Consider the following 15,401-nt stretch of genomic DNA (forward strand, 5'->3'; position numbering starts at 1 on the left):
TTATTTCTGTTCAGCTAATAGGTCGATAAAGAATGCATATTCCAATGCATCCTCATGTAAAGCTTTAAAGCGGCCTGATGCACCACCATGACCAGCTTCCATATCAACTTTAAACAATAAACGGTTATTATTGGTTTTAAATTCTCGTAGTTTAGCAACCCATTTCATTGGCTCGAAATATTGTACTTGTGAGTCATGTAAACCCGTTGTCACCAAGAGGTGAGGGTAATCATGTGCAGTAATATTGTCGTACGGTGAATAACTTAACATATAGTCGTAGTATTCTTTGTGGTTTGGATTACCCCACTCATCATACTCATTGGTTGTCAGTGGAATCGATTCATCCAGCATGGTGGTAACAATATCCACAAATGGTACATGAGCCGCGACACCGCAGTAAAGCTCAGGAGCTTGGTTGATAATTGCTCCCATTAATAAACCGCCAGCAGATCCACCAACCGCAAAAATCTTATCTTTTGCGCCATAGCCTTGTTCGACTAGTGATTGCGTTACATCAATAAAGTCATTAAAGGTGTTTTGCTTGGTGAGCTTTTTACCATCGTCATACCATGGGCGACCAAGCATTTCAGATCCACGAATATGTGCAATAGCATACACAAATCCACGATCTAACAAGCTTAAACGCGTTGATGAAAAGCTAGGATCAATGATTGCGCCGTATGAGCCATAACCATATTGATATAGTGGATTAGTCCCATCTTTTTTGAAACAATCTTTGCGGTAAACAAGTGATACAGGTACTGATTTACCATCACGAGCTGGCACCATTATGCGCTCAGAACGGTAATTACTGGCATCAAAATCACCCAGAATTTGTGCTTGTTTTAATACTACATTACTGCCATCGCTAAGATTAAAATCATAGTGAGTGCCTGGCGTGGTCATGCTTGAGTAATATAAACGTAATTTGTCAGTATTAATCTCTTTATTACCATAGAGGTAAAGGGTGAACGCATCATCGTTGAAGTGTAATTGTTGCTGCTGTTGAGTATGCAGATCACGCACAGTAACGCGAGTTAAACCATTTTCACGCTGTTGATATACAAGATAATCATTAAAAATTTCATAATCTTCTAGCATTGCCCCTTCTTGTGCGGGGATAACATCTTGCCAGTGATCTTTATTGCCAATATCGGTGATGGCTACTTTCATTAAACGGAAGTTGACCGCTTTATAGTTGGTTAGAATATAGAACCAGTTATCAAGTTTTGAAATGCTGTATTCCAAACCAACTTCACGATCTAAAAACGAGATAGCTTGCGCATTAGCATCGTTAGCATCAATGAAAGAGACGGCACTAGTTTCGGTGCTTGAATGCCAGATATAGATGAGTGAGTTGTCTTTGCTTTTACCGATTGAAGTGTAAAAAGTTTGATCGGTTTCTTCAAATATTAACTGATCGTCAGCTTGTGGAGTCCCTAAGCGGTGACGATACACTTGGTAGCCAAGTAAGGTCTGAGGATCTTTGCGAATATAGTAAAACGCTTGGTTATCATTTTGCCATGCTACAGAACCACTAGTACCTGTTATTTCATCTGCAAGGTATTGACCTGTCGTAATATTCTTAATTTTAATCGTGTAGATACGACGGCTTACAGTGTCTTCACCATAGGCCAATAAATTTTCATCAACACTAATGCTTAGACTTGATACATCATAATAATCATGTTTGGCTGCGAGTTGATTTAGATCGAGTAATACCTGCTTATCTGTACCTGCAAAATCAGTAGCACGCACAGAAATAGGGTACTCATTATCACCAGATACTTCGCTAGAATAGTAGTAACTGCCTTGCTTTACCGGAACAGTATTATCATCTTTAACAATACGTCCTTTTAGTTCATCAAATAATGTTTGCTGTAGTGCGTTAGTGTGCGCCATCACTGCATCGGTGTAGCTATTTTCAGCATTAAGATGTGCAATGATCTCAGGATCCGTGCGGTTGTCATCTCTCATCCAATAGTAGTCATCAATACGCGTATCGTTATGGATGCTCATCTCATGGGGTACTTTTTTAGCAATAGGCGCAATAGCGACTTGATTGATAGTGTCATCATGAGGTGTAGCTGATGTTGTGTTGTTCACAGTGTTGTCCTTGTGTGGCTACTTGGCGAGATAAAACCGCTTAGTAAGACCATATAGATACAGCAATATTATTTGCTTTGTTTTGAGTAATCTTGGGGCTGATAACGTTTTTTTCAATCCTTTGTTTTACAAAACCGAATGGTTAACGGTAATGCGCGCGTGTATTGATAATTAACAGTAGAGATTAGAATTGTAATTGATGTTTTCATTATTAGTTTATCTATCTGAAGTGATTGGTTTTTATGTATTTTATAAAATATATTAGTGTAATTATTCTTAGATGATAAGAATGAATAAAAACGGATAACTAAGTGTGATCTTCGTCGCAAAATTTCTGGGTTAATTATTTATGATTAAATGAATAGTAACTTAGCTGATTGTAATGAAATGAAAAAAAGAACGATTATTGCGATAAGCGTAGTTATTTTAGCTGGGCTGATTGGTGCTTGGAATTTGTACCGAGTGATATACCCACACCATGTCATTAATGTTGATGGTAAAACATTGAATTTAGGGCAAGTATATTCTCAGCATTTATTGACTACTGTTGTTATAACGACTGATGGTGAAACAATACTAACGGTTACGGCACCAATAAATACGGTGGTTAAGCAATTAACAACTAAGCTTAAAAGTGAAGTCGATGAGGTAAATCATAGCCTTCCTGTTGGTGCTAAAATGCGGTTAGCAACTGCTTATTTCAACGCTGATATTACTCTTCATTTTTCAACGATAGCGACTTATAGCGGCCAGCATTATGCTGCAATCTCAATGCCATTAGAGGCTGTAACAGTAACATATACTGCTAATGATCAACTTCAGTTTGATGACATTATTGAGTTAGCACAACGCTATCAGAATAAGACGCAACAGACATTTAATGATCATTACAATTTTATAAAGTAATAGAATGAAAGCAGGAATAACGGCCAGTAAACGCTATTACTTGAAATGATTACAATGAAATTTGTGATGGTAAGTTGATTCTAGAATTTTGTGATTGTTTGTTTTTCTAGCGTGTAGATACTTTCATTTACTTTTGATTTTAATTTAAAGAAATAACATGAAAGTAAGTAGACGTTCATTTATCCATTATGCAGCATCAATGTCAGTATCGGCTGCTGCATTCACTAGCACTGGGGTTATTGGTCAACCGATACCTTCGAAAAAAGATAATGTGCTGTTTATTGCCATTGATGATCTTAATGATTGGATTGGTGCTTTAGGCGCGCATCCGCAGGCAAAAACCCCTAATATTGATCGTTTGTTTCACCGGTCAACAGCGTTTACGAACGCCCATTGTCAAGTTCCCGTGTGCGGGCCTTCTCGTACTGCTTTATTGACAGGGATGAGCCCGAGCACAACTGGGCTATATACTAATAAAGAGTTAGGTATCAAACCGTTTTCTCCTGTTGCTGAATCAGTTCTAGGCAGCTCTCCAGTCTTACCTCAACATTTTAAAAGTAATGGTTATTACACCATGGCATCAGGGAAAATTTCTCATCATGGTACCGCAGATTTTCGTCATGCTGAGCAGTGGCATGAGGAAGTGCCATTGTATGTTATTGGTTCTCGTGACGCGCATTTGTTTGCCAACGGTTATGGTTATGGTTCATATGGCAAAGATGATCATAAATATTATCCATTCCCCGTTGGTGGCGGACAAATTATTCAATCAGAGCATTATGGTCCAGGCACACCAGGAATGTCTTTATGTAGCGGGGCATTAGAGCGACGTGATATTCCTAATGGTGGCGTAATGCCCGATGAATATTTTGCGGATTGGACTGTTGAGCGGTTAAAGAAAACTTACGATAAGCCGTTTTTTATGGCATGTGGTTTCATTCGACCGCATGTACCTTACACCGCTCCAAAAGAGTATTTTGATTTATTCCCACTTGATGAAGTGATACTGCCAGAGACGATAAGTAAAGAAATGGCAGATATCCCTTTATATGGTAAAGCGTTAGCATTGGGGATTATTCCTAATGGTGATGCGGCTGCGGTTGAAAAAACCAATATTCGTAAAGAGTTAGTTCAGGGATATTTAGCCTGTATTGCATTTGTTGATGCGCAAGTTGGTAAATTGCTCGATACTTTAGAAGCCAGTCCACATGCTAATAATACCACGGTTATCTTTTGGGGAGATCACGGCCAAAATTTTGGTGAGCATATGAATTACCGTAAGCAAACCTTGTGGGGTGAATCAACGCGAGTACCGTTATTAATCAGCGTAGCAGGACAGCGTCAAGGTCAAATTTGCCGTCAAGCGGTGAGTTTACTTGATGTCTATCCAACGTTAGTTGATATGTGTGGTTTACCAAAAGTAGCAACCAATGAGGGGATTTCATTAGTACCACTGCTTCGAAATCCAAATTTTGAACGTAAAATTCCAGTAGTCACTACTTATGGTTATCAATGCCATGCGATTCGTGATCAGCGTTACACCTATATTCGTTACCGTGATGGTGGTGAGGAGCTTTATGATCGCAGTGTTGATGCTGATGAACACCATAATTTAGCTGCTGATAACCAGTATCGGGCGATTAAAAATAAACTGGCGCAGTGGTTGCCAAAAAATGAAGTATTACCGTTTGGTATGAAAGACTTTGATAACGAGGGCGGTGATTTTATTACCAAGATCCTCGCCAAGTTTGAAAATAATGGTATTCCTGTGTACTTGCAATAATTCCAACGATTAAAAGGCAGCCAAATTAAATATCTGGCTGCCTAATATTATTCTGTATTTAAAGGATATCGCTAACGTTTATAAACCTTGAATATATTGGGCATTAGTTGAGATAGGCACTAAGTTATTCAGTGCAGCTTTCGCATCATCATTACCCGCAAGCAGTGCTTCAAAGTGTTTAATTAACACTACTTTGTCTTGTTCTTGTTTAGAACCTGCACCAATGTTGGTTAGATCAATAAAGAATTCGTCAAACAAATGAGTGAAATCATTTACCGCATCAAAGTTTAAGAACTGTTCGTGGTTGTAAATACTTGGGTAGCCGCCTTTTTGCTTATCAACGGCAAACGAAATCCCCTTTATATTGGTAATCGTTGTTGCTTTTTCACATTTCAACATACAGCCAGCTTCAATCGCAGGTTTCTTACAGCCAACCGTTTGTTGGAAGAAACATTGACGGCTGGTCATCATTAGAATGGGATGATAAATGCTGTAACAAAGCTTAAAGTTTTCTGGACGGGTAATATTTCTGATTTGACCACGATTGATCTCGTTAGAAATAAACGCACCTGCACAGTTTAACTCTTCTTGTAACGTCAGTAGGGCATGTGAGTTTGTCGTGTTTAAGAACGGCCCTGCGACCCACTCAATGCCCATTTCGTAAGCTTTATAGGCAATACCGGTATTGTTAGTCACAATCCGTTTAGGTTTAACTTGCTCAAGAATTTTGACTGATTCTAAATAATCTTTACCAATCAATACTGCTGGGAACCAAGGAATTAAGCGTGGGTTATCTTGAAATAACGTAATATGCTTGAGACAGTTCTTTTTCAAGCTTTCAGGAAGTTTGAAATAGATATCAGCATCGGTTACATCAGCAAGGTGCAAATCTTTTTCATTTGCAATCATCAACGATAGTTTAGGTGTTTGTTCTACTTTATCGTGCTTAGGTAACGCAGGTAAATCCACATGCTTAATCACTTCACGTGAACCGTTTAATAAGAACTCTGCTTGGTTTTTTAACTCCGTGAGTTCTTTAAACGGTACCGTTAAGTTGGCGTCAAAGTTGTCGAAGTTCATTGGTGCAAGATCAAACGTTGCATTATTGAAGCTACGGAAACGCTTTTCAATAGTCTCTGGTGTCATGGCTATTTCATCTGCAACACGCAATAGTGAATCACTTTTCACTTCAAGTGATACATTTCCGGCAGTAATGTTAAGCGTTAGTGGAGTATTTTCTTTGGCAGAAAAAGTTAACGTTAAAGCAATTTTATCAATGCTTAAGTCTTTAATCTTGTCTGCTAGTTCTGCACCGAGGGCATTTTTATCATTATAAAGGTCTTGCTTTACATCTTGAATCTGGACGACAGAGATCGCATTACTTTTTTCAACAGCATAATTCATACTGTTATCACGTGGGTTATCTGTAAACATCTTCTTGTTCAGATTACCCTGCAAAAATGAGTTAGTGAAGCTACGGTTAAATACTTTATGTAAATTACTATCGTCAGCTAATAACTGACCAGACTCTATAAAACTATTGATCTGTTTACGCCATGTATCCACTACCGTGTAAACATAGTGAGCGCCTTTAATACGGCCTTCTACTTTTAATGAATCTACCCCAGCGTCTACCAGTTCCGGTAAATCAAAATAAGCTGAGTTATCTTTTAAGTTAAGTGGAAAGCGATGGCCTTCAGCTGTCACTTCGTACTCGTCACGGCATGCCTGGCTACAGCGGCCACGGTTACCTGAGTTACCAACACTTACAGAGCTTGAGTAACACTGGCCAGAGAAGGCAATACATAGTGCGCCATGGACAAAGACTTCGGTTAATACATCATGGTCATGGGCGACGGTCGTTAATGCTTTAATCTCACCTAAGTTTAGCTCTCGAGATAAGTTAACTCGTGTTGCCCCGATTTTTTGTAAGAATAAAATCTGGCCTTCGTTGTGGGTTGTTAACTGAGTAGAAGCATGGATATGTAATGACGGGAAATACTTTTTAACAATATTGAAAATACCCAAGTCTTGTACGATGATGCCATCAATACCACTGTTAACCAGTTTATTAAGCAAGCGCACTAAGCTAACAATCTCGTGCTCTAATATCACGACATTAAGGGTTAAAAAGACTTCACAGTTGTGCTGGTGTGCAAGTCGTAATACGCCATTTAGCTCATCAAATGAAAGATTGGACGCACGGTTACGGGCATTGAACATATCTAAACCACAATAGACAGCATTTGCACCGGCAACAATTGCCGCTTTAATTGCTTCTACGTCACCACCCGGTGCCAATAATTCTATTTTTCTACTCATGCGAAATAACTCACTTAATGCTTTTTTTGTGATTTTTTGAGGGGGGCATTCTACCTGTATATGCTAGTCAATACTACGAATTAGGGTTTAATTGATCTAGGTCAGTGAAAAAATATGGCATTAGTATTTCAAAATAAATGGCCGCTATAATATTGTACATAGTTAATTACAGTATCTTGGGTTGTCGATATTTTCTAATATTCAAACTTTCCATATCGACGGCAATTAGATTTTGGATACTGGTTTTCTCATTTCTGCAATGACGATTCAGCTTTCAATAATGGTAATTGCTAACATTGAATAGTAAGCTAATATTATTTCCGCATAAATGTGCGAGGTAAGAGTGAAGTACGAACTATTAGTTTTAGCTGCAATGACACGATTAGAGTCTCCAAATACTCAAGACATTGTTGCTGCAACAGGGATTTCTGAGAGAAAAGTACAATCAGTTGTTCACTCTTTGGTTGAAAACTTAGGGTTAAATATTCAAAGAGAGCGTCAAGGTCGAACTTTTCGTTTTACAATTAATGGATGGGGTGTTTTTGAATCGGGACAGATGATTCAATCTCAACTTAATAACATTGAACTGGTTATACCAAGTAGCACCAAGCTGGTTTCTTTCGAAGAAAAACATGCATATTTTGAACAAGTTAAGATGGATAACTTTAAAGAAAGTATGCGTTTAGAAGGGCATGATATAGCGAGTGATTTTGATTTATCACTTGATAGAGAGCAGCAACGTCAAATCTTGTTGAATAAATACTTAAATGTAAATTCCCTAGAGGCGGTCAATGGCGGATAAATACGGCACAACACAAGATCCTTATACTTATCCCAATAGTACGGTTCTTGTTAATAAGCTCAATATCACCAATGAAGATGTATTAGAAGCTGCTGAGCGTGATTTAACGACGTTAGCAGCAATGTATATCGAATTTCAATTGCCACCTTATGATTTTAAATACTTCTGCTTAATACACCATATTTTGTTTTCTGATTTATTTGACTGGGCAGGGGAGCTTAGAACAGTCGATATCTCAAAAGGAAATACCCGTTTTTGTAATGCCACTAGAATAGAAAAAGAAGCTAATAATTTGTTCTCGATGTTAGAGCAAGATAATTATTTAGTTGGTCTTGCATACGATGATTTTGTTACTAAATTAGCTGAGTATTATTGTGATATTAATGTTCTGCATCCATTTCGAGAGGGTAATGGTCGAGTTCAGCGTTTATTCTTTGAACATATTGCAATTAATTGTGGTTATAACATTAATTTTTCGGGGATCACGGCACAGCAATGGATAGATGCGAATATTCATGGTTATCATTGTAATTATGAACCAATGAAGGCTCTGTTTACTATTTGTGTAACGAAAGCTAAAAAGCCAATATGAGTCATAAACTAACGCATTAATGATATTTTGGTATGAGGTGCTAAAAGGACAGCAACAAGCAATGCTAGGTTGTGGGTTGAATAAATTGTTGAAACAACCCTCGGGGCTATTTCAACAATAATATTAACAACTAATTATTTTTATACGTTAATCGATGACGACTAAACAATTAGGTAATTCATTTTTATCTTCAGTATAAGGTAGAGCGTTAGCCAGTAATTTTCCAGACTGCTCTAGACACTGAATAAAGCCTTCAAATGTTCTTCCTGCTTTAACATCTTTGGTAAAGTCACGTACTAAGCTTTGCCATGCTTCATCGCTGATACAATCACTAATGCCGTAATCTGTTAGAATTTCAACATAATGTTCAGCTTCACAAACAAAGATCATCACGCCTAAATGTTGTTTCGTGCGATGAATACCATTGGCTAAAAATTGCTCGCGGGCAACAAGGCTTGCACGACGATATTTAACGGCTTTAGGTAATAAACGGTACTTAATTGCTGGAATACGGAATATTAACGTCAGAATAATAAAGGTCGATAACTGCACCCATAAAATATCTGTTAGTTCAAGCCACAATGGGGTAATGGTTAATATTGCAGGAACAAAAAGTGCAATAATTGCCGCCCACAATGTCGGAACAAAGTAATAGTCATCAGCTTTGGTTGCTACAACGGTCATTAATTCAGCGTCAGTGGTTTTTTCCATATCACTGATGGTTTGGCTAATCGTTTGTAACTGTTCATTTGTAAATAATTTCATTACCATCCTCCTGATGCACCGCCGCCGCCAAAACCACCGCCGCCGCCACTAAAACCACCACCACTGTTACCACCGCTATTTCCTCCAAAACCGCCGCTAAAGCCACCAGAACTGCTGCGGTTTGAACCAAAGTCACCGCTAGTAAATACATCACCATCACGACCATAATAGGTTGAACGATTACGACGACGATGGCTAAAGGCGACGATTTGAATGATGACAACAAATAGAATAAACAAATATAAATCGTAAGGTGGTTTATCCTCGGTGACCACAGGTTTATATTCGCCATGGATCGCGGCAATAATCGCGGTTACACCATTATCAATGCCAGTAGCAAATTTACCGGCTTTGAACGCGGGTTTAATTTGATGGTTAATAATATTAATTGCAATTGCATCAGGTAACGCACCTTCTAAGCCATAACCGACTTCGATACGCATTTTTTTGTCATTTTTAGCAATAATTAACAGCACGCCATTGTCATGTTGTTTCTGACCAATACCCCAAGCACGACCTAACTGGTAGCCGTAATCGGCAATAGGAATGCCATTGGTTGAGGGGATCGTTACCACCACGACTTGATTTGAGGATGTTTTTTCTTCTGTGGCAAGAGTCTGTTCGAGTTGTTGCGTTTGAGCTTGGTTGAGCATGTGGGCGTCGTCGACCACTCTCCCTGTCAATGCAGGGAAAGTGATTGCAGCCAATGCATTTTGGCTGATTAGCAACAAAAGTCCACATACCAAAAGGACTTTTTTCATTTAGAACTCAACCTTAGGCGCGACATCAGCATTAGGCGTGGTTGCTGTGAAGTTCGGTTTGATTTTTAAATCGCTATACATTGCCCAATGCCATAAACGACCAGGGAAAGTACGAATTTCAGTATTAAAAGCTTTTACTGAATTAATGTAATCGCGACGAGCAACAGCAATGCGGTTTTCTGTACCTTCTAACTGGGCTTGGAGTGCAATAAATTGTTGATTAGCTTTCAGTTCTGGGTAGCGCTCAGACACAACCATTAATCGAGATAAAGCGCTGCTTAATTGACCTTGAGCAGCTTCAAATTTCTTAAAAGCTTCTGGATTATTCAATGTTTCTGGAGTGACTTGCATTGAAGATACTTTTGATCGTGCTTCTGTCACTGCGGTTAAGGTATCTTTTTCGTGAGCGGCATAGCCTTTAACTGTGGCAACTAAATTCGGAATTAAATCTGCACGGCGTTGATAGTTGTTCTGTACTTGTGCCCAATCGGCGTTAACTTGTTCATCAAGAGTGGGAATCGTATTAATGCCACAGCCAGTTAGTTGAGTTAGCAATAATGCCACAAACAAATATTTGATTGATTTTAGATACTTCACCATAAAATTCCTTTGTTATGCTTTTAAGTGATTATTATTAATCAAGTAAAGCATAAATTTCAGCATAGTTGCTAAATGATTATCTACAATTATGACTATTTTATGTAAAAGAGTGATTTTTTGAACGATATTTAAAATTGCAGAGGCGGGATGAATGGATTCAAATGCTTTAAGGGAATGATAATTCTATAAAGAATAACCCATGCTAATGATTAACTTAGCACGGGTATTATAATGTTGTTAATCGTTAAATATTAATTATGAATGAGACGTACAACTAATGCGCCGGCTTCACGTAGTGCATCGGTGTTGTGACTTAATACGATACCTGCTGAAGGGGCGGTATAGCATTTTATTTCGTTGCCAAATAGGTCATATTGAGTTGCGACAACATCACCTTCGTTAACGGCAGCTAGCATCTCAACATGGGCTAACGTTAATCCGCCAATATCAGCACGAATAGAAGTGACAGTGTTAGCTTCTATGGCACAAGCTTCAATGGTCATGGTTGCTAATTGCTGTTGATTAGTAATAATTTTCATTACTCCAGTGACAGCACGATCAATTAACTCTGGCTGAGTAATTTTACCGCTTCCAACTTCAACCGTAATGGCACTAACACCATGAGCATTCCAAACGGTTTCTAATACGCCAAGATCGCCGGGATCATTTAAGATCGCATCTGGAGTCATTAACCTTGCCATTGCCAGTGCTGACTCTACTCGAAAATCAGCAAAAACATAAAGTGGATAGCAAGTGCCAGTGGTTTGTGTATGTAGATCTACTGCGATATCTGCATTAGGTAATAATAGCTGCTGCCATAACTGCGCCAGATAGCGTTCAGCTGCATTACCTGTGCTGTTACCGGGAAAATAGCGATTAAGATTAATGCTAGATAGATCTTGATCGGCACTGTGAAAATCACGATGGTGATGGATGATTCCTGATAAATTAATCGCAGGGATAATCGTAATGCAGCCACAGACTTCAGTGTCTTTTAACTGACGTGCCAGTTGCTGCGCGGTTAAAATACCATTGAGCTCATCACCATGGATCCCTGCGGTGATCATTACTTTTTTGCCTGCTCGCTGACCTTTAAATACCCATACAGGTAAAAGTTGGTCTTGATTGAGTGCGTTAGTCGCAACCTTAAACCAAAATTGGTGTTGACCAATAGCAAGATCATCAACGTTCAATGCTGAAATAACAGCAATATTATTAACAATATCACCCGTAATTTGGGTCGTAATAGTGGTTGTCATATGATTAATTAAATCCTGCTAGGTGGGCACAAATAACAATCACGCTAGATGTTACAAACAACAGCAGCATAAAGCGCCAGCTAAAGCGGATCCAATCACCCCAATCAATACGGCAAACGCCTAAAGTACCCATTAATGATGCAGATGTTGGAACAACGATATTGGTAAAACCATCGCCTAATTGGAACGCAAGCACGGTGACTTGACGAGAGATACCGGCAATATCACCTAAAGGTGCCAGTAATGGCATCGTCAGTGCTGCTTGGCCTGAGCCTGAAGTGACAAAGAAATTAAAGATAGATTGGAATAGATACATGATCCATACCGCAGCAACATCTGGAATACCACTAATGGCACCGCCAGCACTGTTTAATATACTATTTAATACACTTGGCTCATCAGCAGAACCATCACCCAGAATTAATAATACGCCTTTCGCACAACCAACAAGTAAGGCTGGGGCTAACATTACTCCAGCCCCTTCTTTAAATGAGGTTGCTATATCATTCAAGGTCATATTGTTGAGCTTGAAAATAACCCCAATAATACCGGCAACAAAACCCATCGTAAAAAATTGTGATGCTATTTCAGGAATATACCATGCGTGTACGACAACTCCCCAAACAACCCAACCTGTTGTGATAGCAACGGTTGCGATGACTAATGTATAGCCAAAGTGCCATTCTGATTGCTGAATATCAGCTGTTTTTTCGCGTAAGAATTGATCAGTTTTAAAGCTATAAGACAGTTCAGGATTGCGTTTGATTTTTGCGGCATAACGCATGGTGAAAATAACACCCATTAAGGTGAAACCAACCCACATTGGTAGACGTAGTTCCATACCAGAAAGTACAGGAATACCGGCAATGCCTTGAGCGATAGCAACTGAAAAAGGGTTCATCCATGATGATGCAAAACCGACTTGGGTTGCGACATAAGTAACCATTACTGTGGTAATGCCGTCATAACCTAGACGGAGCATAAGGGGGGCAATGATGATCGCAAAAGCAATTGCTTCTTCACCCATACCAAAGACAGCACCACCCAATGAAAATAAGACAAATAAAGCTGGAATGAATAAAAAGTCATTGCCTTTTGTTTTATGGATTAGCGCTAAGATACCGGCATCAATGGCACCTGTACGCATGACGACACCAAATGCACCGCCGATAACGAGCATAAACATAATTACGCCGACAGCTGATCCCCATTTACTACCAGAAACCAGACCTTCAAACATAAAGTTCATTAAGCCAATGCCACCACCGGCACTAAATAAACCGACAGTGTTGTAGATTTTGTCGCCATTAGCATCAATAGCATATTTAAAAGAGGCAGGGTCAATAACGGTACGTGTTTTTTCAACGCCATCAGCGATAAAGCTCACTGTTTGCTGAGAAAAACTGCCAGCCGGAATGAGATAGGTGAGTATGGTTGCTAATATACCCACCATGAAAATGATGATTAACGTGTCAGGGACTTGCCATGACTTTTTGGTATCCGCTGTTACGGGATGGTCAATTGAATTGTGCAAAATATAATCCACTACTAAATGATATTGTATGCACAAAATATCAATTATTATGCGTTGATTATCAATTTAATCTTCTTGTTGTGACCATGAATAGCATTATATTTAGTATAGGAAATACGAATATTTATCGGTAGTTGGAATAACACAGGGTTTTAATTGCATCTTTTTTATAAATATATGTTTATTAGTTTATTTTTTATTTTTTCATGTTACTTTTCCTCGCAAAATTTAACTGGCAACGATAAATTTAATTTCGTAATCTCCGCTAAATATTATGACTATTAATAAAAACAACAGCACGCTAAGTGCGTATCTTTTGATTGCATACAACATAAATAAAAGGAAGTAGAAAATGGTGGATTTATGGCCATTAATTGGTGTGGTGATTATCACCGCGGGATTAGCATTTAAATTAAATACCTTGTTAGTGATTCTAACAGCAGGTGTTGTTACTGGCTTAGTTGCTCACATTCCATTGTTTGAAATTTTATCTATTTTAGGTGAGTCATTTACTAAAAACCGTTATATGTCTTTGTTTATCCTTATATTACCTATGATTGGTATTTTAGAACGTTATGGCTTACGTCAGCGTGCTGAAACGTTAATCGGCAGTATGAAAAGTGCTTCAGTTAGCCGCGTGTTATTAACCTATCTTGCACTACGTAAATTGACCAATGGTATGGGATTACATTTGGGTGGGCATCCCTCAATGATCCGTCCGTTAATTGCGCCGATGGCAGAAGCTGCGGCAGAAAAACAAGTCGGTGAGTTAACCGATAAGCAAAGTCAACGTATCCGCTGTTTATCTGCCGTTAGTGAAAACTTTGGTAATTTCTTTAGTCAGCTATTGTTCATTGGTGCAGGTGGGTTGTTATTGATCAAAGGTGTTATGGAAGACAACGGTATTCAGGTTGAACTTGAGCAAATGTATTTGTGGGCATTACCGACCGCAATTGCATCTTTTGCCGTCTTTGCTGTGTGTTGCAAATTGGAAGATATGCGATTAGCGCGTCATTCGGTAACACAATCAGTGACATTAAAGGAGCAGGATAATGCTTGAGTATGTTTATCAAACCACAGGTTTATTGTTGATTGCTTTTGCTGTGCAAAGTTTCGCTGATAAAAATAGTGCGAAACGTTGGGGTACAGGAGCATTTTGGCTTATTTATGGTATCACTTTTATGTGTGGTCCATTGATGCCTCATTGGGTAACTGGCTTATTAGTACTGGCGTTAACTTTGCTAGCAACTGGCGGCTTTATGGGGATAGGTACTTATAACAGTACAGATGATAGCACTAAAGCTAAGAGCGCAATTACCCTTAAAAATAAACTGTTTATTCCTGCCGTATTGATTCCTATTGGTACGATTGTGATTAGCCAATGTACTGATTTAGGTGCGTTAACTGGGCTGGGTATTAGTTCGGTGTTGGCAATTGGTTTAGCCTTAGTGATCACCAAAGGAACAGCTGCACAAAGTATCAATGAAGGTCGTCGCTTAATTGATGGTATTGGTTGGGCGGCAATATTGTCACAATTTTTAGCCGCTTTAGGCTATTTATTTAGCCAAGCTGGTGTTGGTGATACCGTTTCACAATTGGTTAAAATGATAGTGCCAGATAATAACTTGCAAGCATATGTTGTGGCTTATTGTGTTGGTATGATGTTGTTTACAGTAGTGATGGGGAATGGTTTTGCCGCTTTTGCAGTGATCACGACTGGTATTGGTATTCCGTTATTGATTATTGAGCAAGGCGGTAACCCTGCCATTGTTGGTGTATTGGGAATGCTATCAGGTTATTGCGGTACATTAATGACACCAATGGCTGCTAATTTTAATGTTGTACCTGCGGCATTACTAGAATTAAAGAATAAAAATCAAATAATTATCACACAATGCCTACCTGGTTTTGTGATGTTAGCCTTCAATATTGTATTAATGTACACATTGGCTTTTTAAGGTAAGAATAATA

13 protein-coding genes are annotated in these 15,401 nt (G+C 38.8%); 6 read left to right on the forward strand and 7 right to left on the reverse strand.

The window, feature by feature from the left end; all coding sequences use genetic code 11:
- A complete protein-coding gene (locus PPBDW_RS21130) occupies window positions 1-2,106 on the reverse strand; it encodes a S9 family peptidase (protein WP_243423033.1) in 2,106 nt (701 codons plus the stop codon).
- Between the two features lie 357 nt (window positions 2,107-2,463).
- On the opposite strand from PPBDW_RS21130, the gene PPBDW_RS21135 reads away from it, so the two are divergent.
- Both PPBDW_RS21135 and PPBDW_RS21140 read left to right on the forward strand, forming a co-directional pair.
- Window positions 2,464-3,012, forward strand: coding sequence for a hypothetical protein (locus PPBDW_RS21135; protein WP_036792600.1), 549 nt, complete (start codon window positions 2,464-2,466; stop codon window positions 3,010-3,012).
- A 157-nt stretch (window positions 3,013-3,169) separates the two neighbouring features.
- Window positions 3,170-4,795: a sulfatase gene (locus PPBDW_RS21140; protein WP_054262217.1), complete on the forward strand. Its 1,626-nt coding sequence runs from the start codon at window positions 3,170-3,172 to the stop codon at window positions 4,793-4,795.
- A 78-nt stretch (window positions 4,796-4,873) separates the two neighbouring features.
- On the opposite strand, the gene PPBDW_RS21145 is transcribed toward PPBDW_RS21140, so the two are convergent.
- Window positions 4,874-7,117 (reverse strand): peptidase U32 family protein, encoded by a 2,244-nt coding sequence (locus PPBDW_RS21145; RefSeq protein WP_036792597.1) that lies wholly within the window; start codon window positions 7,115-7,117, stop codon window positions 4,874-4,876.
- 343 nt (window positions 7,118-7,460) lie between these two features.
- Here PPBDW_RS21145 and PPBDW_RS21150 point away from each other — a divergent pair, with 343 nt between their 5' ends.
- A complete protein-coding gene (locus PPBDW_RS21150) occupies window positions 7,461-7,919 on the forward strand; it encodes a YhfG family protein (RefSeq protein ID WP_230850447.1) in 459 nt (152 codons plus the stop codon).
- Entirely contained in the window at window positions 7,909-8,511 is a 603-nt protein-coding gene (locus tag PPBDW_RS21155) for a putative adenosine monophosphate-protein transferase Fic (RefSeq protein WP_036792592.1), read from the forward strand. The genes PPBDW_RS21150 and PPBDW_RS21155 overlap by 11 nt, the downstream gene beginning before the upstream one ends.
- A gap of 147 nt (window positions 8,512-8,658) precedes the next feature.
- Here PPBDW_RS21155 and PPBDW_RS21160 read toward each other — a convergent pair whose 3' ends face one another.
- The 5 genes from PPBDW_RS21160 to yfcC form a co-directional block, all read right to left on the reverse strand.
- The gene (locus PPBDW_RS21160) at window positions 8,659-9,276 is read right to left on the reverse strand and encodes a TPM domain-containing protein (RefSeq protein WP_036792589.1); all 618 of its coding nucleotides are present in this window, start codon (window positions 9,274-9,276) and stop codon (window positions 8,659-8,661) included.
- Window positions 9,276-10,037, reverse strand: a complete 762-nt coding sequence (locus PPBDW_RS21165; protein ID WP_036792586.1) for a TPM domain-containing protein — start codon at window positions 10,035-10,037, stop codon at window positions 9,276-9,278. The genes PPBDW_RS21160 and PPBDW_RS21165 overlap by 1 nt, the downstream gene beginning before the upstream one ends.
- Window positions 10,038-10,637, reverse strand: a complete 600-nt coding sequence (locus PPBDW_RS21170) for a LemA family protein (protein ID WP_036792583.1) — start codon at window positions 10,635-10,637, stop codon at window positions 10,038-10,040.
- A gap of 251 nt (window positions 10,638-10,888) precedes the next feature.
- Complete coding sequence (locus PPBDW_RS21175) at window positions 10,889-11,884, reverse strand: succinylglutamate desuccinylase/aspartoacylase family protein (RefSeq protein ID WP_036793034.1); 996 nt, start codon at window positions 11,882-11,884, stop codon at window positions 10,889-10,891.
- A 16-nt stretch (window positions 11,885-11,900) separates the two neighbouring features.
- On the reverse strand, window positions 11,901-13,349 hold the full coding sequence (yfcC, locus tag PPBDW_RS21180; RefSeq protein ID WP_054262245.1) for a putative basic amino acid antiporter YfcC: 1,449 nt from the start codon (window positions 13,347-13,349) through the stop codon (window positions 11,901-11,903).
- A gap of 433 nt (window positions 13,350-13,782) precedes the next feature.
- On the opposite strand from yfcC, the gene PPBDW_RS21185 reads away from it, so the two are divergent.
- Entirely contained in the window at window positions 13,783-14,490 is a 708-nt protein-coding gene (locus PPBDW_RS21185; RefSeq protein WP_036792582.1) for a DUF969 domain-containing protein, read from the forward strand.
- Window positions 14,483-15,388 carry a DUF979 domain-containing protein gene (locus tag PPBDW_RS21190; RefSeq protein WP_036792580.1) on the forward strand — a complete coding sequence of 302 codons (906 nt, stop codon included), beginning with the start codon at window positions 14,483-14,485 and terminating at the stop codon, window positions 15,386-15,388. Before PPBDW_RS21185 ends, PPBDW_RS21190 begins: the two co-directional genes overlap by 8 nt.
- The last annotated feature ends 13 nt before the right edge of the window (window positions 15,389-15,401 follow it).

It is taken from the genome of Photobacterium kishitanii (genome assembly GCF_000613045.3).
Lineage (GTDB): Bacteria > Pseudomonadota > Gammaproteobacteria > Enterobacterales > Vibrionaceae > Photobacterium > Photobacterium kishitanii.

What these genes read in the sequence shown, in the direction of transcription:
- PPBDW_RS21135 (WP_036792600.1), top strand. Translation starts at nt 2,464, where the DNA reads ATGAATAGTAACTTAGCTGATTGTAATGAAATGAAAAAAAGAACGATT.
- PPBDW_RS21140 (WP_054262217.1), top strand. Translation starts at nt 3,170, where the DNA reads ATGAAAGTAAGTAGACGTTCATTTATCCATTATGCAGCATCAATGTCA.
- PPBDW_RS21145 (WP_036792597.1), bottom strand. Translation starts at nt 7,117, where the DNA reads ATGAGTAGAAAAATAGAATTATTGGCACCGGGTGGTGACGTAGAAGCA.
- PPBDW_RS21155 (WP_036792592.1), top strand. Translation starts at nt 7,909, where the DNA reads ATGGCGGATAAATACGGCACAACACAAGATCCTTATACTTATCCCAAT.
- PPBDW_RS21160 (WP_036792589.1), bottom strand. Translation starts at nt 9,276, where the DNA reads ATGAAATTATTTACAAATGAACAGTTACAAACGATTAGCCAAACCATC.
- PPBDW_RS21165 (WP_036792586.1), bottom strand. Translation starts at nt 10,037, where the DNA reads ATGAAAAAAGTCCTTTTGGTATGTGGACTTTTGTTGCTAATCAGCCAA.
- PPBDW_RS21170 (WP_036792583.1), bottom strand. Translation starts at nt 10,637, where the DNA reads ATGGTGAAGTATCTAAAATCAATCAAATATTTGTTTGTGGCATTATTG.
- yfcC (WP_054262245.1), bottom strand. Translation starts at nt 13,349, where the DNA reads ATGGTGGGTATATTAGCAACCATACTCACCTATCTCATTCCGGCTGGC.
- PPBDW_RS21185 (WP_036792582.1), top strand. Translation starts at nt 13,783, where the DNA reads ATGGTGGATTTATGGCCATTAATTGGTGTGGTGATTATCACCGCGGGA.
- PPBDW_RS21190 (WP_036792580.1), top strand. Translation starts at nt 14,483, where the DNA reads ATGCTTGAGTATGTTTATCAAACCACAGGTTTATTGTTGATTGCTTTT.